At 26.9% G+C, this 21,503-nt stretch carries 23 protein-coding genes and 1 other RNA gene; 5 read left to right on the top strand and 19 right to left on the bottom strand.

What is annotated here, in order from left to right; translation table 11 throughout:
* Positions 1–102 precede the first annotated feature (102 nt).
* From I4V63_RS11335 to I4V63_RS11325, 3 genes are all read right to left on the bottom strand, one after another.
* Positions 103–378, bottom strand: coding sequence for a hypothetical protein (locus I4V63_RS11335; RefSeq protein WP_196001362.1), 276 nt, complete (start codon positions 376–378; stop codon positions 103–105).
* A 165-nt stretch (positions 379–543) separates the two neighbouring features.
* Positions 544–1,980, bottom strand: coding sequence for an amino acid permease (locus I4V63_RS11330; protein WP_196001361.1), 1,437 nt, complete (start codon positions 1,978–1,980; stop codon positions 544–546).
* A gap of 77 nt (positions 1,981–2,057) precedes the next feature.
* Entirely contained in the window at positions 2,058–3,077 is a 1,020-nt protein-coding gene (locus tag I4V63_RS11325; RefSeq protein WP_196001360.1) for a pyruvate kinase, read from the bottom strand.
* A 165-nt stretch (positions 3,078–3,242) separates the two neighbouring features.
* On the opposite strand from I4V63_RS11325, the gene I4V63_RS11320 reads away from it, so the two are divergent.
* On the top strand, positions 3,243–3,737 hold the full coding sequence (locus I4V63_RS11320) for a DUF4883 family protein (RefSeq protein ID WP_196001359.1): 495 nt from the start codon (positions 3,243–3,245) through the stop codon (positions 3,735–3,737).
* Between the two features lie 78 nt (positions 3,738–3,815).
* Here I4V63_RS11320 and folK read toward each other — a convergent pair whose 3' ends face one another.
* The 7 genes from folK to I4V63_RS11285 all read right to left on the bottom strand — a co-directional run bounded on the left by folK (position 3,816) and on the right by I4V63_RS11285 (position 9,281).
* Complete coding sequence (gene folK / locus I4V63_RS11315; protein WP_196001358.1) at positions 3,816–4,622, bottom strand: 2-amino-4-hydroxy-6-hydroxymethyldihydropteridine diphosphokinase; 807 nt, start codon at positions 4,620–4,622, stop codon at positions 3,816–3,818.
* An 8-nt stretch (positions 4,623–4,630) separates the two neighbouring features.
* A complete protein-coding gene (gene folP, locus I4V63_RS11310) occupies positions 4,631–5,440 on the bottom strand; it encodes a dihydropteroate synthase (protein WP_196001357.1) in 810 nt (269 codons plus the stop codon).
* A gap of 16 nt (positions 5,441–5,456) precedes the next feature.
* Positions 5,457–5,930: an HD domain-containing protein gene (locus tag I4V63_RS11305; protein ID WP_196001356.1), complete on the bottom strand. Its 474-nt coding sequence runs from the start codon at positions 5,928–5,930 to the stop codon at positions 5,457–5,459.
* Positions 5,931–6,006: 76 nt separating this feature from the next.
* Positions 6,007–6,561 (bottom strand): GTP cyclohydrolase I FolE, encoded by a 555-nt coding sequence (gene folE / locus I4V63_RS11300; RefSeq protein ID WP_196001355.1) that lies wholly within the window; start codon positions 6,559–6,561, stop codon positions 6,007–6,009.
* Positions 6,558–7,307 carry an aminotransferase class IV gene (locus I4V63_RS11295; protein WP_196001354.1) on the bottom strand — a complete coding sequence of 250 codons (750 nt, stop codon included), beginning with the start codon at positions 7,305–7,307 and terminating at the stop codon, positions 6,558–6,560. Before I4V63_RS11295 ends, folE begins: the two co-directional genes overlap by 4 nt.
* Positions 7,308–7,320: 13 nt before the next feature.
* Positions 7,321–8,661, bottom strand: coding sequence for an aminodeoxychorismate synthase component I (gene pabB / locus I4V63_RS11290; protein WP_196001353.1), 1,341 nt, complete (start codon positions 8,659–8,661; stop codon positions 7,321–7,323).
* Between the two features lie 2 nt (positions 8,662–8,663).
* A complete protein-coding gene (locus I4V63_RS11285) occupies positions 8,664–9,281 on the bottom strand; it encodes an aminodeoxychorismate/anthranilate synthase component II (protein ID WP_196001352.1) in 618 nt (205 codons plus the stop codon).
* A gap of 199 nt (positions 9,282–9,480) precedes the next feature.
* On the opposite strand from I4V63_RS11285, the gene I4V63_RS11280 reads away from it, so the two are divergent.
* The gene (locus I4V63_RS11280) at positions 9,481–10,314 is read left to right on the top strand and encodes a PHP domain-containing protein (RefSeq protein ID WP_196001351.1); all 834 of its coding nucleotides are present in this window, start codon (positions 9,481–9,483) and stop codon (positions 10,312–10,314) included.
* 247 nt (positions 10,315–10,561) lie between these two features.
* On the opposite strand, the gene I4V63_RS11275 is transcribed toward I4V63_RS11280, so the two are convergent.
* The 7 genes from I4V63_RS11275 to I4V63_RS11245 form a co-directional block, all read right to left on the bottom strand.
* Positions 10,562–11,950 carry an aminopeptidase gene (locus tag I4V63_RS11275; RefSeq protein ID WP_196001350.1) on the bottom strand — a complete coding sequence of 463 codons (1,389 nt, stop codon included), beginning with the start codon at positions 11,948–11,950 and terminating at the stop codon, positions 10,562–10,564.
* A 14-nt stretch (positions 11,951–11,964) separates the two neighbouring features.
* The gene (gene hprK, locus I4V63_RS11270; protein ID WP_196001349.1) at positions 11,965–12,879 is read right to left on the bottom strand and encodes an HPr(Ser) kinase/phosphatase; all 915 of its coding nucleotides are present in this window, start codon (positions 12,877–12,879) and stop codon (positions 11,965–11,967) included.
* A gap of 13 nt (positions 12,880–12,892) precedes the next feature.
* On the bottom strand, positions 12,893–13,087 hold the full coding sequence (locus I4V63_RS11265; RefSeq protein WP_042396116.1) for a DUF896 domain-containing protein: 195 nt from the start codon (positions 13,085–13,087) through the stop codon (positions 12,893–12,895).
* Positions 13,088–13,625: 538 nt separating this feature from the next.
* A non-coding RNA gene (gene ssrS, locus I4V63_RS11260) (6S RNA) lies at positions 13,626–13,805 on the bottom strand.
* Positions 13,806–13,866: 61 nt separating this feature from the next.
* On the bottom strand, positions 13,867–14,268 hold the full coding sequence (locus tag I4V63_RS11255) for a hypothetical protein (RefSeq protein ID WP_196001348.1): 402 nt from the start codon (positions 14,266–14,268) through the stop codon (positions 13,867–13,869).
* Between the two features lie 20 nt (positions 14,269–14,288).
* Positions 14,289–14,561, bottom strand: coding sequence for a DUF1292 domain-containing protein (locus I4V63_RS11250; RefSeq protein ID WP_196001347.1), 273 nt, complete (start codon positions 14,559–14,561; stop codon positions 14,289–14,291).
* 54 nt (positions 14,562–14,615) lie between these two features.
* Entirely contained in the window at positions 14,616–15,131 is a 516-nt protein-coding gene (locus I4V63_RS11245; RefSeq protein ID WP_196001346.1) for a SprT-like domain-containing protein, read from the bottom strand.
* 117 nt (positions 15,132–15,248) lie between these two features.
* On the opposite strand from I4V63_RS11245, the gene I4V63_RS11240 reads away from it, so the two are divergent.
* Positions 15,249–15,875: a CoA pyrophosphatase gene (locus I4V63_RS11240; RefSeq protein WP_196001345.1), complete on the top strand. Its 627-nt coding sequence runs from the start codon at positions 15,249–15,251 to the stop codon at positions 15,873–15,875.
* A 31-nt stretch (positions 15,876–15,906) separates the two neighbouring features.
* Here the strand turns inward: I4V63_RS11240 and I4V63_RS11235 are convergent, their stop codons facing one another.
* On the bottom strand, positions 15,907–17,607 hold the full coding sequence (locus I4V63_RS11235; protein WP_243280490.1) for a YrzE family protein: 1,701 nt from the start codon (positions 17,605–17,607) through the stop codon (positions 15,907–15,909).
* Between the two features lie 199 nt (positions 17,608–17,806).
* Between I4V63_RS11235 and I4V63_RS11230 the strand changes: the two genes are divergently transcribed.
* Positions 17,807–18,082: a DUF3343 domain-containing protein gene (locus I4V63_RS11230; RefSeq protein ID WP_196001344.1), complete on the top strand. Its 276-nt coding sequence runs from the start codon at positions 17,807–17,809 to the stop codon at positions 18,080–18,082.
* A 28-nt stretch (positions 18,083–18,110) separates the two neighbouring features.
* On the top strand, positions 18,111–19,247 hold the full coding sequence (locus I4V63_RS11225; protein WP_196001343.1) for an aminotransferase class V-fold PLP-dependent enzyme: 1,137 nt from the start codon (positions 18,111–18,113) through the stop codon (positions 19,245–19,247).
* A 156-nt stretch (positions 19,248–19,403) separates the two neighbouring features.
* Here I4V63_RS11225 and I4V63_RS11220 read toward each other — a convergent pair whose 3' ends face one another.
* On the bottom strand, positions 19,404–21,446 hold the full coding sequence (locus I4V63_RS11220; RefSeq protein ID WP_196001342.1) for a hypothetical protein: 2,043 nt from the start codon (positions 21,444–21,446) through the stop codon (positions 19,404–19,406).
* Positions 21,447–21,503 lie beyond the last annotated feature (57 nt).

Below are 21,503 nucleotides of genomic sequence, written 5' to 3'. Positions count from 1 at the left end.
AGCTGACTCCTGTAAAATACAGAAATCAGCTTTTAGTGGCTTAGCCCCTTTTTTTTAATGTCCTTGACATAGGGTCCACTTTAAAATGAGCAGTCTTTTTTCCTATTCATCTACTTCCTTATAGTCAACATCAATTACTTCACCATTATCGCTATCATCAATATTATTTTCTTTATAATTATTTTGATTTTCATTATAATAATTATACGATTCATTTTGTCTTTTTTTATTATTAAAAGCTCTTTTCCCTTTAAATACTATGTATCCTACGATTCCAATTACAATAATAAAAGGTAAAAGGAATATAAAAAACTTTATTATAGCAATAAAAATAACTATTCCTAATACTGTCCATAATATCGATTTAAAAGTATTCATCAAACTCAACCTCATTTACACAATAATCTTTAAATTTATGTACCCATTATACTATTAAATTTTATATTTTGCAACATAAGTTATTAAATATTTTTTAAAGTGGTTATTAATACTTTATATATTCTGTGAATAATTTATTAATTAAATGTTAAGAAAGGAAATTAATTAATTTGTCTCTTTTTTATTAGTCTTTTTAGCTATAACAGGTAAAATAAATCCTAAACCTATTAGTACAAAAGGTGTTACCACATTTAAAATCACTTGGAACCACCATTCTCCACTAAAGGTTTCTACTCCACTTGGGAACATCCCCATAATACATGCAAATGCAGTAAATGCAAAACACCATATTCCAATTGCCATTGCAAACTTATCATTTTTCACAAACTTATAATCAGACTTATATTTATCTGCAGCTTTTTTAAGACCAATAAATGCCAAGAATACCCAAAGATATCTCATAGGCATAACTACAGAATTTAATTGTAGTAACCAATCAAATAATGAATTCATATCTCCAATACCTAAAGCTGGTACTATTATTAATATTCCAACTAAAACAGCGGTCATAATATAACCATTTATAGGTGCTCCATACTTATTAGTTTTTGTTAATGCTCTTGGAATAAATCTCTTATCACCATCTGCTAATAAAACTTTAAGTGGAGCATCTATAGAAAATACTAGTGCTGAAATTTGTGCTAATAAATTAGATAATGCATAAATAACAATAAATAATTTTCCTACTCCATAGTATTCCCCTAACATTTGGAATGCATAATATTGACCATTCATTTTTAAGTCTGCTGGAATATTATTTGCATCAAACATCATAGACATTGCTATTGATCCAAGTAATGCAGAAACAGCAACCATAATAGCTAATGCTATCATTCCCTTCGGAAAATCCTTACTTGGTTTTTTCATATTATTAACATATGGGGATATTTTTTCAGCTCCTCCAACTGCAAATACTAACATCGATAGAGTAGTAAAATATGAAAAATTGAAATTAGGTATAATATTTTTGAAACTAAAATCAACAGTAGCTGGTTGTACACCTCTTATAGCTGGTGCTGCAAGCATTAATGCAACATATAATAATGACATAATAAACACTGATGTTCCTGCAATTGTCCCTATTAGCTTTAAAGAAGTAATACCTCTTGATGCTATCCACAAGAATAATAAAAATACAGCTAAAGTTAGTAACTGAGCTACCATAGGACTCATATCTTTTATAAAGTTACCATCTTGTTTTACTGTCCATCCTAATGCTATTAAAGCAGCTTGTGGCTTTTGAGCTAAATATGGTATATGCACAACCCAATAAGTCCATCCTGCAAAATAAGCTAGAGTTGTTCCAAAAGTTCCTCTTATCCATGAACTTACTCCACCTTTACTTTCTTTAAAAACTGATCCTAATTCACCTACCATTAATGCATACGGTACAAAATATAATCCTATTATTAATACCCATGATACAATAACAGTTAATCCTTGATTGGCAAAATTATTTACAACATTACCAAATCCCCACACTGCTACAAAAGCCATCATTGCTAAATTGTACCAACGCAAATTCTTCTCCTGTTCACTCATTAAATCTCCTCCTCAGTATATGAATTACATTACTATAATACCCATTTTAATCCTATTTGTCTATTCTTTAATAAAGATTATTTTTTATATAAATTCATTAACTCATTTAATAATTTAACGGTCTTTATTGGATACCTCCCAATAGATGTTTCTCCTGCCAATAAAAATCCTGTTGCTCCACTATTTATAAATGTATATATACTTTCTAATTCATTAATTCTAGGTAATGTATCTTTTTTCATATTATCTAAAATATGTGTAGCTATTATTATTTCCTTACTTTTTCTATACTTTTTTAATTTCTTTAATAACTCAAATTCTGCTTCAACTGAACTTACCATTCCATATTCTGGTATTAAGTCTCCTCTAGCTATAATTATCCCATTACAGCACTCTATTATTTCTTCATAATTCTCTAATCCTGTACTTGTTTCAATTTTAGATAATATCTTTATTTCATTTATATCCTTATTATTTTCTTGTATATATTTCTTTATATCCTCTATCTCTCTTTTGCTTTCTACAAATGACTGACATATTATTTTTATATTATTATTAATTGCCCAATTTAAACTTTCTTTATCTTTTTTGCTTAATTTGGTATATTTATAGTCTATACCTGGAATATTACATCCCTTGCCAGCCCTTATTACTCCATCATCTTTTACTCTTACTTTTATAACTCCTCTATCCTTATCTATCACTTCAAAATTCATAGTTCCGTCTTTCATTGAAATTTTATTAACTTCATTACCCTCTATGATTTCTGAATTAATATTTAAAGGAATAATTTTAATTTTATCATTCCCCTTACTAAATAAGTCATAAGCATCATTTCCACAAAAATATACTATTTCATTAGTATATATTTTAAATGTATCTTTTAATTTTTCATCAACTCTAATTTTTTTCCCTTGTAAATCAGCGATTATTTTTATATCTTTATCTATATTTCGTGCTATTGATAACATCTCTAGAAATTGCTTTCCATAGAAATGAGAAAAATTTAACCTTAAAGTATCAGCCCCTGAACTTATTAAATCTTCAATAACCTTTTTATTAGATGTGCTTGGACCTAATGTTGCAATTATTTTCATTAACTTTCCTACCTAATTTATTGCTTACAAATTATACTATTTTCAAATTTTACACATTATTACTTTCCCACTTAATATTATTTAAAAAGCTATTTACATATTATTATGTTCTAAAAATATTATTTATAGAATAATTATTTATATAGTTATTTTTAGGAGGATAAAATGAAAAACATTAAATTATTAATTATATTATTACTTGTAACTCTTTTATCTGGATGTGTTTTTAATGACCCTAAGTACATAAACTTTAAAAGCAAACCTAATCCTTATTATTATTCAAATGAAGTATATAAAAAGATTAAAAATAATGAAGGTTATTCACTTAAGGTTTTTGATGTAAACTTTTATGAATATCATGATGTATCAGAAGAAGATTTAGATGTTTTACCTGCATTCCTAGAATCCTTAAATAATGATAACTATGTAAATGAATTAGATTTGGATGACGCTATGGTGAAATATAAGTTAATAATTCAATTTGATGATAACAGTAATGATAAATATGTAATAAATGTATATGATAAAAATACTGTAACACTTTTCCCTTGGGATGGTAATCTTCAAGAAGATATGATAACTATGGATAATGTTCCAGCTAGAAACAATATATATTCTTTTTGTGTATATATTATTAATAAAACAAACTCAAATAATTAAAAGTTCATAAAAATTCTCTTTAAATAAAGCTACCGAAAATAAATCTATTATAGAAATATTTTCGGTAGCAATTTTATTTTAATTCTCTAAAAGTTCAAATACTCTTTTATTTTTCAACGGATGTAATGCATATGGTGCAATTTCATTTAACGGTGCTAAAACAAAATCTCTTAAATGCATTAATGGATGAGGAATAATAACAAATTCATCATTACTTACAATATCATCAAATAATATAATATCTAAATCTATTACCCTTGGCCCCCACTTAACTTCTCTTACTCTACCAAGTTCACTTTCAATTCTCAAAAGTTCAGTCATAAGCTCTTTAGGTGTTAAATAAGTTTCTACTTTCAATGCTCCATTTAAAAACTCATCTTGATTTTCATTTCCCCATGGCTCTGTTGTGATATAAGATGAAACTTTTGATACCTTAACACCATTAATCTCTTTAATCTTTTTAACTGCATTATTTAAATTTTCTTCTTTATTTCCCATATTACTTCCCATTGATATATAAGCAAAATGTCTTTCTCTATTTATTTCAACTGCAGCATAATCTAAATGCCTTCCTATAGGTGCCCATGGCTTTTTTAATAGAACCTTAACTCCATTTACCATTGAATAGTTATCTAATATAAAGTTAGCAACTTTATTTACTACACTTTCAATTAAATCTAAGCTTTCTTCTTGAAAAACTTCTATAACCTTATGGCATAACTCACCATAATGTACTGATTTAGTTAAATCATATGTTTTAGCAGCTTCTTTAATATCTAATGATAGTTCTAATGATAAAATAAACTTTTGTCCAAGAGTCTTTTCTTCTTGAAAAACTCCATGATTAGCAAAAATCTCTATATCCTTTAAATATATTTTATCCATATTAATACCTACTTTTCTTTAATTATTTTATCAGTCATAACTGCTACTCTCTTATTTTCTAATACATCATGAACTCTTATAAAATCCATACCCTTCATTATTCCAATAACCGTAGTAGCTAATGTACCTTCTACTCTTTCATTTACAGGCAAATTTAAAGTTAATCCTATCATTGACTTTCTTGATGTGCCTAATAGAACTGGATATCCCATTTTTTTCACAATCTCACAATTATTCATTACTATTAAATTTTCTTCATAAGTTTTTGCAAAACCTATTCCTGGATCTAATATTATATTTTCCTTTTTAACACCTGCATTTAATGCAATATCAATACTTTCTTGTAAGTCTTTCTTTACATCTTCCATTAAATTTTCATAAGGCTTATTTTCTCTATTGTGCATTAATATTATAGGAACATCATACTTTGCTGCAACACTTGCAATATTTTTATCATATTTAGCTCCCCAAATATCATTAATTATATCTGCACCAGCCTTAATTGCTGCTTCTGCAGTTTTAGCTTTATACGTATCAATTGAAATAGTAATATCTAATTCCTTTTTTATAGCTTCAATTATAGGAACTACTCTTTTTATTTCTTCCTCTTCTGAAACATATTCCGCACCTGGTCTTGTTGATTCTCCACCAACATCAATTATATCAGCACCATCTTGTACTAATTTCTTTGCTTGCATTACTGCTGCTTCTACTTCATTAAATTTTCCACCATCTGAAAATGAATCTGGTGTTACATTTAATATTCCCATAATATATGTTCTATCATCTAATTTATATTCTTTATTTCCTATTCTCAAATACGTATCCTCCTCATTAATATGATACTTTAAAGTTTTTCTTTTCTTTACTCCAGTAACAATCTTTCTCAGCTTTACAATTAAAACATTGTCTCGATAATTTATCTGCTTTATAAATTATTTCTTCTAGCTTATTATTGCTTTTAATTCTATGATTTGCTATTCCATTAATAATAATATTAACTTCTTCTTTATCAAATTTAGTTTCGCTTAGTATTTCTTTACTCATTTCAACACTTGCTAAATCATGATTTGTTCCATCTTCATATTGCTTTACTCTTCCTATATCATGCAATAATCCTATAGCATAAATAACTTCCTTAGAAATCTCTATCTTTTCTTCTAACACCATAATATAAGCAATTCTAGCAACATCTATAAAGTGTTCTATAGTATGATTACAAAATTCTCTATCTTTTTCATAAAGCTTTAACTTTTCTAAAGATTCTTTATATAGCTTATTATTAAGTATCTTATCTATATTCTCCATTACTATACCTCTCTACCAAGTCAATAATTACTAGTTAAAATTAACTAACCTCTATTTAACTCTTAACTATAATAACCTATCTTATGAAATTCATAACTTCTCTTCTTAAATCTATATTTTCTCTAAATACACCTCTATATGTAGTAGTTACAGTCTTTGCTCCTGGCTTTTTAACACCTCTCATAGTCATACAAGTATGTTCTGCTTCAATTACAACCATAGCTCCTTCAGCATCTAAATATTCCATTATTGCATCTGCAATTTCAGTAGTAAGCTTTTCTTGTAATTGTGGTTTTTTTGCATAAACTTCAACAGTTCTTGCAAGCTTAGATAATCCTGCAACCTTTCCTTTTGGTATATATGCAATATGAGCCTTACCGAAGAAAGGTACTAAATGATGTTCACACATTGAAAAGAATGTTATATCCTTCTCTAATACTAAATCATTATTTTCTACACTGAATGTTTTAGATAGTACTTCTTTTGCATCTTTACCAATTCCATCAAATATCTCCATATACATACGAGCTATTCTATCTGGTGTTTCAATTAATCCTTCTCTATTAACATCTTCTCCAATTCCTTCTAAGATTAGTTTAACACCTTCCATTATCATTTCTTTATTCATCATTCTACGCCTCCATTTATTGCTTCATCATATTGCTCTTTAATTTCTTGTGTTATTTTACAATGAAATTTTTTATTTTCTATCTTTGTACATTTTATAACCCCAACTAATGAATTTGTAAAAAACAGCTCATCACTATTTAATACCTCTTCTTTTGTTATATTTTTTTCAATAACTTTAAAATTATCAATAATCCATTTTCTAATTATTCCTGGCAATAATCCATTTTTAATATTAGGTGTATATATTGTTTTATCCTTTATTATAAAGATATTGCTTGTACATCCTTCACATATATAACCTTTTTCATTTATAAAAATAGCTTCATTAAATCCATTCTTTTGGCATATTTCATATTCTATAATATTTTCTAAATAATTTAAAGTTTTAAAATTCACTATTCTTGACGTAGAATTTCTTAAAACATTTGTAAAGCAAGCTATAAAGCCCTTTTCATAATGTTCCTTTTTATATTTTATTTCTCTTTCAGAAAATATTAAATTTTCCTCTGTAACTACTATTTTTAGTGCTTTATTTTTTATATTCTTACTTCTTATAAAATTACTAACATAATCAAATTCAATTTCTTCACCAATATTAAGTTCATTAATCGAATCATTTAATCTCTTAATATGTTCTTCTAAAAAAATAGGTTCTTCTTTCACTAATATTGTTTCAAATACACCTTTACCAAAAAATAATCCATTATCAATTCTTATACTTTCATTTCCATATATTATTTTTCTCATATCAAACTACCTTTTATAATACTCTCATTAATGCTTTTGCTTTATCTAATGTTTCATTATACTCATCTTCTTCTATAGAATCATAAGTAATTCCTCCACCAACACCAAAATAAGCTTTATTTCCCTTTTTTAATATTGATCTAATAACTATATTAAAATCACAATTACCTCTAAAATCAAAATATCCTATGGCACCTGTATAAATATTTCTCTTTAACCCCTCAAGCTCTTCTATTATTTCCATTGCTCTTATTTTAGGTGTACCTGTAATTGACCCACCTGGAAAACATTCCTTAATACATCTTACTGCAGACACGTTATCCTTTAATTCACCTTCTACAGTTGATACAAGATGAAATACAGTTGCGTATTCTTCAAGCTTAAAGTTTTCTGTTACCTTAACACTATGTGGTTTACATACCTTACTAAAATCATTTCGTTCTAAATCAACAACCATAAGTAATTCTGCTTTATCTTTTTCACTATTTATAAGTTCTAATTTATTTTTTTCATCCTCATCTAAAGAATTTCCCCTAGGTCTTGTACCCTTTATCGGTCTCGTATGGGCCTTATTATCCTTTACTTGTATAAATCTCTCGGGAGATGAACTTATTATTTGAAAATCTTTAAAATTTAAGAATGCTGAAAATGGTGCTTTATTTATACTTCTAAGCTTTTTATAAATAGAAAAAGCCTCTTCATTATTTTCACACCAAAATCTTTGAGTCATATTTGCTATATATACATCACCAGATTTTATATAATCTTTTAATTTTGAAATCGCTTTTTTATAGTCCTCTTTTATGAAATTAGAGTAAAATGTATTAACACTTTCTGTAACTACAATTTTCTCTTTCATTTTGTTACCATCATTTATTACTCTTAATATTTTATCTATTCTTTCATTATCTCCATCTATGTCTGTTATGTATTTTTTATTATTTTCTAAATCAAATACTATTAAATTCTTATAAAAAACAAATCTAATATCAGGAATAACAAAATCTTCTTGAGACGTATCTGGTAAATTTTCTAACATTCTTCCTGAATCATAAGAAATGTATCCAATTGTTCCAGCTAAAAATGGAATCTCATTATGTATATCGTACTTGTATTGATCTACTAATCTTTCTAAAACTTCAAATGGTTCCCCTTGAACTTCCTGTCCATCAATATATGATTTTGAATTTATCGCTTCGAAAACCATAAATTCATTTAACCCTATAAATGAATATTTTGATAAATTTTTATCCTCTTTTGAACTATCTAATAATATTGAATTTTTATATTTTTCAAAAAAGCTATAAACTTCAAAAGCATTTAGTTCACTACCAAATTCCATTATTTTCAACATACTTAACACTCCCCTAACTGCATTTTTTTATTCATATTTTTCTCTTTATATTTTTTAGTTATATTTATAAAATTTTGCAGTATCTTGTGTCCTTCTTCTGTCATTTCTGCTTCTGGATGAAATTGAACTCCATAAATATCATAATCTTTATGTTTTATTCCCATTATAACTTCATCTTCAGTTTCACTTGTAATTTCTAAACATTCTGGCAAATCTACTTTATCAACTATTAAGGAATGATATCTTGTAACTCTTAATGGATTTTTCACATTTGTAAATAAATCCTCTTCATTATGATTTATGTAAAATATTTTACCATGAACAGGCTCTTTTCCTTTTTTAATAGTTGCATTAAAGTATTTCCCTATACATTGATGTCCTAAACATATACCTAATATAGGCAATTTACCTTTAAAATTATCTATTATTTCTAAACTTAATCCAGCTTCATTTGGAGATTTAGGACCTGGTGAAATTACTATTCCTTCAATATTCATCCTTTTTATATCTTCAATTTTAATTTTATCATTTCTAACCACTTCTATTTCTTCACCTAATTCTTCAAAATATCTAACTAAGTTATACACAAATGAATCATAATTATCTATCATTAATAACATACTTTTCTCCTACTGTTTTTAATCTAATACTTATTATATATATTTTTCTTATAAATCCATAAATTAATAATAGTTTATTTTTCTTTAAAGTTTAATTTGTAACTAATATACTCCTTAATTATTGCATTATTAATGAATAAATTATATCATAGCTTTATATACTACAAAACATTTACTTGAAAGGAGTCTTAATTTTATTATGATTAAATGCGATTTACATACACATTCTACTGCTTCTGATGGGAGATATTCACCTAGTGAGGTTGTTAAAAAAGCCTTTGAACGAGGGGTTAAATACTTAGCATTAACAGATCACGACACAGTATCTGGAATCGAAGAAGCTAACGCTGAAGCTGAAAAATTAGATATCAACTTCATTCCTGGAGTAGAGTTATCTACTACATATAAAGGCGAAACAGTACATATATTAGGATACTTTAAAGGTGATGATTATAAAAATCCAGACTTAAATCATTTCTTAGAAGATTTAAAAACTAAAAGAATTGCACGTGCACATGAAATTGTAAGAAGGCTAAAAAAGTTTAATAATATTGAAATAGATGTTAATGATGTTTTAAAAAATGGAAAAGATACTATTGCCAGACCACATATAGCTAAAGCAATCATGGATGCAGGCTATAATTACACAAAAGAATACATTTTCGATAATTTCATAGGCGATCATTGTCCTGCTTATGTACCAGCAAACAAATTAGATGCAGAAGAAGGTATTAAGCTATTAAGAAACTATAATGCTCTTGTAGTGTTAGCTCATCCTGTTTTATTAAAAAAGCTTCACGTTTTAGATGTTCTTTATTTAGACTTTGATGGTATTGAAGGTATTTACGGACTTAATACGCCTGAAGATACTAAAAACTTCTTAAAGATAGTAGATCAAAAAAACATCATAACTTCTTGTGGTTCAGATTCCCATGGTTATGAAGAAGATGATAAAAAACATGGCATATTAGGTTCTATGTCTATTGAAGAAGAACGTTTAAAAAAATTCCTTGATAAACTTAATTATAATTAATTCACAATAATTACTTGTATGGATTGACAATATTGTATATCAAATAGCATTTAACCTTAAAACTTAACTGAGGTATGAAGAATTTGCTTAAAACAAAACCTTCATACCCCATTAACCTATATATACTGTAATATTATTACTTTCAAATTCCCTCATAAATATAATATATTTTTAAACTGTATATACTCTATAATGTTATAAATAATTATTGCATAAAAAAGGTGCCGATTATATCGACACCTTTTAATTATTTCTCCACTAAAAATGCTTTATATCCATTCTTAGTTTCAAAAATATCTACTTTACTCGAAACTTCCCATGGTGCATGCATATTTTGTAATGCCACACCACAATCTATTACTTCCATATTATATTGCGCTAAAATATAGGCAATTGTACCTCCACCGCCTTGATCAACTTTACCAAGTTCAGCTGTTTGATAAGATACATTATTTTTATCCATTATTTTTCTTAACCATGCAATAAATTCAGGATTTGCATCATTACAACCGCTCTTACCTCTTGCACCAGTATATTTACTAAATACTAATCCCTTTGCAAAATAAGCAGTATTCTTCTTTTCGCATGCTGCTGGATAGTTAGGATCATATGCAGCTGTAACATCTGCTGATAACATTAAGGAATTTTGAAGTGCTCTCTTAAGCTTTAATTCATTATATTGTCCCATTCTATCCATAACTTCTGCTACAGAATTTTCAAAGAATCTAGATTGCATTCCTGTTGCACCAATACTTCCAACTTCTTCTTTATCTACTAATAAAATTACAGATGTTTTTTCTACAGAATCAACTTCTAATAATGCCATTAAAGATGTATATGCACAAATTCTATCATCTTGCCCATATCCCATTACCATACTCTTGTCTAATCCTAAATCTCTAGCTTTTCCAGCAGGTACAACTTCAAATTCAGCAGAAATAAAATCTTCTTCTTCAAAATCATATTTATCTTTTAAAAGAGCTAAAATATTTTCCTTTACAGCATCTTTTTCTTTTCCTTCTAATGGAATATTTCCAACTAAAACATTTAAATCTTCACCTGCAATTACTTCATTTGCTTTCTTTTGTAGTTGTTCTCCTGATAAGTGAACTAAAAGATCTGAAATCCCTAATACTGGATCACTATCATCTTCTCCAACAACTACATTTATTTTTGTTCCATCTTTTTTTACTACAACACCGTGTAATGCTAGTGGTAGTGTAACCCATTGATATTTCTTAACTCCACCATAGTAATGAGTATCCATTAATGCTAAATTTCCATCCTCATATAATGGATTTTGCTTTAAATCAATTCTTGGAGAATCTACGTGAGATCCTATTATTCTCATCCCATTTTCTATACTATCATTTCCAATTAAGTATAAAGCTAAAGTTTTATCCTTATTATTAGCATAAACTTTATCCCCAGCCTTTATTTCTTCATTGTTTTTAATTATATCAGCTAAATTCTTATATCCTTTTTCTTCAGCAAGTCTAATAGCTTCATGTATACATTCTCTTTCAGTTTTTCCAACTGATAAATAATTTTTATAACCTTCACAGAAATCAAAAATTTCCTTTCTTTCTGTACTATCATACTTTAACCATGCATTATTTTTTATTTCTTTACTCATACAACTAGCCCTCCTTATTCTTCCTCGTTAATTTCACACATTCTTTGTTCTATAATATCTACTGGAGTAACATCTGACATTAAGGAATGCCTATAATTACCTGCTGCTGCTTCAATAATAACAGCAATATTTCTTCCTGGTCTTACAGGTACTCTTAACCTTCTAACCTTTACTCCTAATATTTCTTGTGTTTCTTTATCGATTCCTAATCTATCATAGTCACCATCATCTTTCCAATGCTCAAAATGCATTAAAAGATTTATATCCTTTGAAGGCAAAATAGAACTTAATCCATATAATGATGAAATATCTATTATCCCTATTCCTCTAACCTCTAACATACCTATTGTTATTTTGGGAGATGTACCGATTAAACTCCCATCTATTTCCTTTATATCAACTGCATCGTCTGATACTAATCTATGTCCTCTTTTAATTAATTCAAGTGCAGTTTCACTCTTTCCAATTCCACTTTCTCCAGTAATTAAAATACCTATACCATATACATCAACTAAAACACCATGCAATCTTGTTTCTGGCGCAAGCTTTCCTGCTAGATACATAGTTAATTTACTTATAAACTTTGTTGTAACAACGTTTGTCCTTAAAAGCCATGTTTTACTTTTTTTGGCTGCTTTTAAGAATTCACTATGTGGCTCTAAGTCTCTAGTCATAATGACACATTTTGAATTGAAACTAAAATATTTATTAACTCTTTTTCTCATTAGTTCAATTCCCATATCATCTAAAAAGCTCCATTCAGCTTTACCAATAACCTGGATTCTTTCCGGTGCAAAGTAATTATAAAAACCAGCTAACTGTAAACCAGGTCTATTTATATCGTTAACAGATATTTTTACATCCTTTTCGCCCTCAACTAAAACTTCTAAATCAAAATCTGATATTAATTTCTCTACAGTAACTGACAATATTAATCACCCTCTATTTTTTCTTATTCTTAAGTTCAACACCCTCTAATTGAGCTCTAAGATTTGCCTTATAGCTATCTATATATCTTCTTCTTAGAATTTGTTGTTCTTCTTTTTCTAATTCAGTCAAACCTTCTTCTTTACTCTTCTTATATAACTCATTAATTCTAACTACTACGTCGTCCATTTTTGCTTTTGTATAATCCATTTTTTAACTTCCCTTCTTTTATAAGCATTTTAGAATCTTTCTAATACTTATTTTACATTTATTTCTTTTTAATATCAACTCAAAGATTTAATATTTGAATTTTAACTGTTTTTCGCCAAATTAATTACATATATCTTTTTTAATTACACAATTTAGTCTTTACAATTTTAAAATTAAGATACATAGAAGTATATGCAATCACTTTTTGTATATTTTAAACAATTTACTTTCCGCTTCAATATATTATAACAATTTATACACTGTTAAAAAAATATAATAGAGGGCTTTTATGAATAAAAAACAGCTAAAACAGACAATTATTATAGAGAAAATAACTTTAAATTTTCTTTTGAAATTTTTATCCCCATCAAACTCTTTTATTGTATACATATCTCAAGTATTGGACAGGCATGTATGGAGATATCAACACCTTATATATAGAACTTATAAAAGGAAACATTCAAAAAAATATGTTGTCAAAACTTCAAAAGCTGCATAAACAAAAAAACACCTCATAAATGAGGTGTTTATTTTAAAACTATCTCCCAACATGCCGGTGGCTTAAATATTCACACCTGCAGCTCGCAGGTGGGTTCTGCTCAACTTGCTTCAGCCATCTTCTACTAAATCGGAAGCCCGACATCCACAAATATGTTGCAAATCCCGTAAATATAATGTAGGTTGAACATCATAAGCTAAACGCACATCTCAGGATTTCATGATTTAATTATATCAAATTTTACTCAAAATGCAATGTAAATATTAACCTATTTTTCATTTTATTTAGACAAGTATTCTCTTACAACTTCTTCAATAGCTATATTACTTTCTTCTTCTGTAAATAACGCCATAAACTGAACATAATCACTTGTTTTTTCAGTCATTTGGAAGGCCATCATTTCGCCTTCAATATCAAGTGATTCTATTATTTCCTCAATTATTTCTAAAACCTCGTCATTAGCAAAGTCGTAAAGATATGGGAAGTAGTATTCGCTATACCATTTAGAACTAAATTCTTCTTCCTTACTTTCTTCATTTGCATATGCTTTGGCTGCATCTTGTAAATCTTTATCAAAATCAAAATAGAAATTTACTAAAACATATTCTTCTGTATTTTTTAATACTTCTATATCTGATAAATCATTTTCTTTTAAAATCTTAATAATTTCTAATTCTTGCACAGTTATTTCTCCTTATAACACTAGTATAATAACTTATTATATTCTTTTTTAACAGCTATAAATTCTTTATCATCTTCAACTAAATTTAGCTCTTGCTTACCATCTACTTCATCAATTCTAAATACGTAAATATCTTCACTATCTTTCTCTTCTACTGGTGCTAATAGTAAATATTCTTGTTCACCTAAAAAAATTCTTGCAATTGCTTCAAACTCAACCTTATTCCCATTTTCATCTAAAAAAGTCATTATTTTAACTTCTTCATTTTCGTTTTTCTTTATATCTTCACTCATTTATTTATTCTCCTTTATTTATAAGCTATTCTATTTTATAACTCTTTTAATATACTACATAAGATTATCACAGTAAAGCCTACCATTACAACACTTAGATATATAAGAGTTAACCTTTCTCTTTGCAGCATCTTTCCTTGCATGTACACAAACCATTTTTTTGCACTTGCTACAATATATCTTATATTTATATTTTGTATCATTATTATTTTCTTCATTAAAATATTTAAATGTAGTACTATCTGAGATACCACTCGCTATACAGCACTCCTTAAAAAACTTATTGTGCCCATTACTTTTATTTGTACTTAAATCACAGTAATAATGTAAATATTCATGAATTATTACTTCCCTAACTACTTGTTCTGAATAAGTACCATTTATTAATGTATAAGCAAAAACAAATTTAATTGGGATAATATTTTTCCCATTGCGTTTATAAAAAAATGCTCCCATTCTTTTTGTAGCTCTTTTTGATATTTCAATTTTTATATTGCATGGATAATTCCATCTATTAGCTATTTTATCAACAACTAATTTTATATCATCTATTGTCCATATTTTATACATTTATTACTCCTAGACATAACATACTATTTTTTAGTATAATTTCATTTTAGTAATTAAATTATAATTTTATTTGAATATAATATATATTTTTTTAATAAAAATAATTAGGTGATTTTTATGAGTAATACTATAAACAACATTTTTTCAAATTACAAGCCTTATATTAATGGTTGGGAAAATTTCAAACGTGCTTCAATTACAATTCCAATTGTTAATTATAATGACGAACCACATATCTTGTTTGAGATTAGAGCTAAAACTCTTCGAAGTCAACCAAGTGAAATTTGCTTTCCTGGTGGTAAAATAGAAAAAGATGAACATCCATTGGATGCTGCAATAAGAGAAACATGTGAAGAGATTGGTATCTGCGAAAACGATATAAGTATTATATCCCCTTTAGATTTATTTATTTCTCCCTTTGATATACTAATTCATCCATATTTAATAACAATAAATAATCTAAGCAATTTATCCATTAATTTTAGTGAAGTAGAAAAGGTTTTTTTAGTTCCTTTACAGTACTTATTAAATCATGAGCCTACTAAATACCTTAATAAAGTTAATATAGCACCTCATGATAATTTCCCTTATGATTTAATCCCCAGTAAACAAAATTATAAATTTAAAACTGGTTCCTATGAGGTTTTATTTTATACTTATAATGATTATGTTATTTGGGGACTTACAGCAAAAATTTTATTTAACTTTTTATCAATTTTAAAGCAAAGGAACTATCAAGTATAAACTTGGTAGTTCCTTAAAATTTATATTTTCTTTATTGTATATCAGTTGCTGCTTCAGTATTATCCTCTTGTACATTTAAATCATTATTATCATTTGCTTTACCTGCTTCTTCTAAAGATGGTTCACTATTATTATCTATCTTACCTCTTAAAGATAAATTCTCAAAAGAATTAGTAATAATATATTGTCCATCTCCAACTTGGATAAATTTAAGAGCTACAACATCTCCAACCTGTGTTAATGCAACTTCTCTTGATGTTTCAGTAGATACTGTAAAGAAATTATCTTGTCCCTTTAATTTAATATCATAAATACTTGATCCTTCTTTAACAACTAATCCGATTCTTTCAACTTCTCCTGTTAAAGCTTCCTCACTATTGCTTCCTTCTAATGAAATATTTGTATTAGTTAATGCTTCTAAATATCTGTTTAAAGTTGCTTGCAATGTATCTCCAACAGCCACTGTATTATAATTCTTTACATTTACCATAGCATATTGTTTAACTAGTCCATTTGAATCTTTTAGAGTCATGAAATATGTTGGTTCAGATTGTATATTAATTAAATATGGAAATGTAGCTGTATAACCATATTGTTGTACTTTCCCTTCTGCTGACTTCATACTAGCACTTTCTGTGGCCCCAGCAGTCTTGTACATTGTAGTTTCACCAGTTCTAGTATTAGTTAACATAAATCCAACTAACCCTTCATCATTACCTACCGAAGTAATCCCCGTATAATAGTAACAAGTATCATCATTAAATATAATATTCATATCTGGAGTAGTTTTCAATTTATCTTTATCACTAAAGTTAAATATTCCATGAACCAACTCTCCCCATTTATTTAAATAATTATTTATATAACTCGTAGGCTGTATTCTATCTACCCAGCTTGGTGTATTTTCAATGTCATAAATATTAGTTTCACCTGTTTGAGCATCTATTATTTCTGTTCCTATAGCTTTTTGCTCTGTTAATCCTACAGCATTATCATACCTTGTTATTACCCAGTAAGGTCTTCCTTCATCATCAAGCTCAAAAGTATAATCAGTATGACCTGCTGTCATATCTTTTAAATAAGCATGTCTATCTAAATCACTAAACAAATATGCTGATGGAATATATTTTAAATGTATTTCTTCTCCATTCAACTCAGTTATTAATTGTACATCATTTTGATTTGTAGCACTAACTTTTATATATCCTTTAGTTCCCTCATGATTAGTTAACCATTTAAAAAATGATGAATGCTCTAATGGCCCAACATAATAAAGTTCACCATTAACACTTTGTAGTGATAAATCCCCTATTGTAACTTGACTTCCCAAACTAGGTATTTCCCCTAACTTTTTATCTGCAAGCTTGTAAGCTAACTGCTTATCTATAATTGGTAATTGATTTAAATCCATATGTTCTATCTTGCTTGTAAACTCGATTTCTTCAACATCTCCAATTAAATTTCTATGAGCACTTGGCATTATAATTGGACTAAATACTACCATTGCTATAACATATAGAATCCCTACTATAATACCGCTAGTTATGTATTTTCTATTTAGTGACATTACACCATATCCAATTGTACATAATACAAAAGGTATTATTAATACTGCACAACTTAATGAAAAATCAAAAATTAATTTACTATTAAATAGCAATAATATTCCAATTACTATATAACTTCCTATTAGCCATTTTAAATATTGCTTTAAACTTCCTTGTACTTTCATTTTCATCCCTCCATATGAATATTATATTATATTATCTTATTTAATGGAATACAATTCTTTTTTAAAAGCTTTTTCCTTCCTCTTTAAGAGTTATATATTAACCCTTTTCTTGCACCATGCTTTTATTTTATCCTTTATTACACTCAATTTATATTCTATGAATATACTATAATAAGAAATCAAACTAGGGGGAGATAAAATGATTGAAAAACCAGTATATATAATAACCTTTGACTCTGCAAACTATAGTATGTATTTATATAAGTTACTAAAAGAACAATCCCTGAAAATTTATATGATTCAAACCCCTTGTTGCCTTTCAGCAGGCTGTGCACGTTCTATTGAGGTATCTGAAGATAAGATAGATAAGGTTATAGAAATTATAAAAGATAAAAATGCACATATACGTGCAATTCATAAAAAATATGTCAATACAAAAACCAAACGATATGTTTACGAAAAAATTAACATTTAATTACCAATAATATATTTTAGGAGGATTTATGATATATTTAGATAATGCTGCAACAACCTTTCCAAAGCCAGTAGAAGTATATAATTCTGTAGATGATTGCTTACGGAATTATTGTGCCAATCCTGGCAGAGGATCTCATAATTTATCAATTCAATGCGAGGTCAAAATATTTGATTGTAGAGAAAGGCTTTCTAAATTATTAAATATAGAAAATCCTCTAAACATAGTATTTACCTCAAATACTACTGAGTCTTTAAATTTAGCTATTAAAGGTATATTAAAGCCTGGGGATCATGCTATAACAACAATGATTGAGCATAATTCAGTACTACGTCCTTTATATTCCTTAAGAAAAAACAATATCGAAACAAGTATTATCCCTGTAAATCCACTAGGATATTTAGATATAAATGATATAAAAAAAGCTGTCAAAAAAAATACAAAAGCTATTATAATCAATCATGGCTCTAATGTTTTAGGGACAGTTCAAAATATCGAGAATATTGGAAATTTAGCTAAATCATTAGGTATTTTCTTAATAGTTGATGCAGCTCAAACAATTGGCTATATTGATATAGATGTAAAAAAAATGAATATAGATTTATTAGCTTTTCCTGGTCATAAATCACTATTTGGTTTACAAGGAACAGGTGGTTTATACATTTCTGATAACATCGATATTCCTTCTTTAAAAGAAGGTGGTACCGGCAGTAATTCTGACTCATTCATTCAACCTAACTTTTTACCAGATAAATTTGAAAGCGGTACTTTAAACACTCCCGGAATAATAGGTTTAAATGAAGGTGTAAAGTTTATTTTATCTAAAGGCCTTAATAATATTAGACAACACGAAATTGCCCTTATGGAATATTTAACGAATGAATTACAAAAATTATCCTTCGTGAAACTCTATGGCGAAACAAATCCCTTATTAAAAACTCCTGTATTATCATTTAATATTGATAACCATGATAGCTCTGAAATTGGCCAATATTTAAACTCACTAAACATTTATTTACGCACTAGCTATCATTGTGCTCCTCTTATCCATAAGATTATTGGAACAGAAGGTATTGGAACTGTTAGAGTTAGTCCAGGATATTTTAATAGCTTTAATGATATAGAAAGTTTTATTATTGCAATTAGAAACTTATATAATAAATAATTAAACTCTTATTATTTCTAGCAATATACTTAAAAATTTTGTGTAATATAGTTTCTTATAAAGTAAATATTACTGGAAATTTTGATTTCCAGTAATATTTTTTTGCATAATAAAATAAGAGGAAATACACTCCCCTTATATATATTACATTACCAACTACATAAATCCATTTCTAAGGATTCTATTTAGTTCTCTCACTTTGTTATTTAGCACTTTTATTTCATTTATATATAATGTTTTTTCTTCTTTTCCATTTTGAATAATATCATTTAACTCATTTAATTTGAGCTTTAATTCATCAATTTCATCAACATATTCTTTATTTTCTATTTTTATTTTATTAAGAAGCTTATTTAATTTGCTAACCTCTTGACTATTTTTCTCCTTTAATTCTTTATTAATTTCATTTACTCTATTTATTTCTTCTTCATTTTCTGATATTGTGTTGTTTAACTCTTCTATTTTATTATTTAATTCATTTATTTTGTTATTATAATTGCAAAGATTACTTTCATATTTATTTATAGATTCTTTTAATATCTCTATTTCTTCTAAGTTTTTATCTATAGATTCTTTATCAATTTTCTTATTATTTTCTAACTCCTGTATTCTATTATAGTAATCTTTATGTTCATTTTCGTAATTTCTTATAGATTCCATTAAAAGTCCAATTTTTTCTAAGTTTTTTTCTATTAGTTTTTTATCAGTTTGCATGTCTCTTTCTAATTTTTGTATCGTATAATTATAATATTTATTTTCATTCTTATACTTGCTTATACTTTGATTCAAGCTTTCTATTTCATTTATTTTACCTTCAATTGCTACATTAACTATGTCTTTTTCCCTTTCTAATCCTTGAATTTTAGTTTCATATGTATATAGCAAGTCTTGTCTTTCAATTAATAATGATTCAAATTCGCTTATTTTAGTATTCTTCTCTTCTAATTGATCATTTAAATCATCTATATTATTTAAAAGCTCTTCTCTATCATCATCAAATTGCGTAAACCTATCCATAAACTTATTTATTATCTCTTCATAACCTGTTATTTTCCCCATAAGCTTATCAACATACTCTTTATCTATTGTTTTTTCTTTCATTTCATTTTTTAACTCTTCTTCTGTCATTATTACTGCACTTTCTATAGCCTTGCTTTCTATAGAGTCTAATTCTTCTTGATCTAATTCAACATTTTTTTTCAACTTAATTTTTTCTGCATTATTTTCAATCAAATCTATATCAGTATATAATTCTCCATCCATTGTTTTAATAATAATTATTGTATTCTTTAAAGTTTTCTTATTAGTTTCAAAATAATATTTTTCTATACTCTTTATACCATGTAAATTTATTTCTAAACTGGATTTTACTTCACCTTTACTATCAACTTGTCTTATCTTAGCACTTTTTTCATCTATAGTTACTATATTAAGCCTATCATCATTAATTATAGATATATCTGCATATTTCACATTTTTAGTTATTTCATCTACAATTCTTTTTCTTATTTCTTTTTCTCCAACTCCAAATAATAAATTTCTATTATTACCATTTTTAAAAGTATAAGTATATGCTATATACTTATTATTTTTTATAAAATTAATATCTTCTATTAAATTTGGATATGCATCTAATACTATAAAATCAGACCAATTATTTCTTTTTGCATCAAATATTCTATAACCAATGCAATTAGGTCTTCCTAATTTTATATATGCTACTAATAATTTATTATCTTCAATATTTAAAATATATGGTATTTCTGGATTAATATCTAAAACATCCATACAAATATCACATGATAGTAATAATTTATTATTTAATCTTCTAAAACATAATACACTTATATTGTTTACCTCTTTGATATAAAATATATTCAACATATTATCTAGTGATGCTATTTGAATTGATTTATATTTAGATATTGCCTTAGTCAATAATACTGACCCTTGAAGCTCATCATTAATTAATTTAGATAAAATTAATTCTCCCTTTAAGTTAATATAAAGGATTGTTATACTATTATCTAAATTTAAAATCACATTATTTAAAATTTTACAATCATTTATTAATGATTTTTCATTAATTAATTGATGCTCCTTATATTCAGAAATAAATACCTCTCTATCATTTGTATAGAAACATTTTATTTTATCCTCTTGTTCAATACAAAACTTCTCCAAATCATATACTTTCATTTTATTCCCCCATAATATTTCTATTATAAGCTATGCTTTATTAAAAATATTTAATAC

It is taken from the genome of Clostridium sp. 1001271B_151109_B4, assembly GCF_015670405.1.
GTDB lineage: Bacteria > Bacillota > Clostridia > Clostridiales > Clostridiaceae > Clostridium.
This window is presented reverse-complemented; position numbering and strand designations above follow the sequence as displayed.

What these genes read in the sequence shown, in the direction of transcription:
- I4V63_RS11335 (WP_196001362.1), bottom strand. Translation starts at nt 378, where the DNA reads ATGAATACTTTTAAATCGATATTATGGACAGTATTAGGAATAGTTATT.
- I4V63_RS11330 (WP_196001361.1), bottom strand. Translation starts at nt 1,980, where the DNA reads ATGAGTGAACAGGAGAAGAATTTGCGTTGGTACAATTTAGCAATGATG.
- I4V63_RS11325 (WP_196001360.1), bottom strand. Translation starts at nt 3,077, where the DNA reads ATGAAAATAATTGCAACATTAGGTCCAAGCACATCTAATAAAAAGGTT.
- I4V63_RS11320 (WP_196001359.1), top strand. Translation starts at nt 3,243, where the DNA reads ATGAAAAACATTAAATTATTAATTATATTATTACTTGTAACTCTTTTA.
- folK (WP_196001358.1), bottom strand. Translation starts at nt 4,622, where the DNA reads ATGGATAAAATATATTTAAAGGATATAGAGATTTTTGCTAATCATGGA.
- I4V63_RS11305 (WP_196001356.1), bottom strand. Translation starts at nt 5,930, where the DNA reads ATGGAGAATATAGATAAGATACTTAATAATAAGCTATATAAAGAATCT.
- folE (WP_196001355.1), bottom strand. Translation starts at nt 6,561, where the DNA reads ATGATGAATAAAGAAATGATAATGGAAGGTGTTAAACTAATCTTAGAA.
- I4V63_RS11295 (WP_196001354.1), bottom strand. Translation starts at nt 7,307, where the DNA reads ATGAGAAAAATAATATATGGAAATGAAAGTATAAGAATTGATAATGGA.
- pabB (WP_196001353.1), bottom strand. Translation starts at nt 8,661, where the DNA reads ATGTTGAAAATAATGGAATTTGGTAGTGAACTAAATGCTTTTGAAGTT.
- I4V63_RS11285 (WP_196001352.1), bottom strand. Translation starts at nt 9,281, where the DNA reads ATGTTATTAATGATAGATAATTATGATTCATTTGTGTATAACTTAGTT.
- I4V63_RS11280 (WP_196001351.1), top strand. Translation starts at nt 9,481, where the DNA reads ATGATTAAATGCGATTTACATACACATTCTACTGCTTCTGATGGGAGA.
- I4V63_RS11275 (WP_196001350.1), bottom strand. Translation starts at nt 11,950, where the DNA reads ATGAGTAAAGAAATAAAAAATAATGCATGGTTAAAGTATGATAGTACA.
- I4V63_RS11265 (WP_042396116.1), bottom strand. Translation starts at nt 13,087, where the DNA reads ATGGATTATACAAAAGCAAAAATGGACGACGTAGTAGTTAGAATTAAT.
- I4V63_RS11250 (WP_196001347.1), bottom strand. Translation starts at nt 14,561, where the DNA reads ATGAGTGAAGATATAAAGAAAAACGAAAATGAAGAAGTTAAAATAATG.
- I4V63_RS11245 (WP_196001346.1), bottom strand. Translation starts at nt 15,131, where the DNA reads ATGTATAAAATATGGACAATAGATGATATAAAATTAGTTGTTGATAAA.
- I4V63_RS11240 (WP_196001345.1), top strand. Translation starts at nt 15,249, where the DNA reads ATGAGTAATACTATAAACAACATTTTTTCAAATTACAAGCCTTATATT.
- I4V63_RS11235 (WP_243280490.1), bottom strand. Translation starts at nt 17,607, where the DNA reads ATGAAAGTACAAGGAAGTTTAAAGCAATATTTAAAATGGCTAATAGGA.
- I4V63_RS11230 (WP_196001344.1), top strand. Translation starts at nt 17,807, where the DNA reads ATGATTGAAAAACCAGTATATATAATAACCTTTGACTCTGCAAACTAT.
- I4V63_RS11225 (WP_196001343.1), top strand. Translation starts at nt 18,111, where the DNA reads ATGATATATTTAGATAATGCTGCAACAACCTTTCCAAAGCCAGTAGAA.
- I4V63_RS11220 (WP_196001342.1), bottom strand. Translation starts at nt 21,446, where the DNA reads ATGAAAGTATATGATTTGGAGAAGTTTTGTATTGAACAAGAGGATAAA.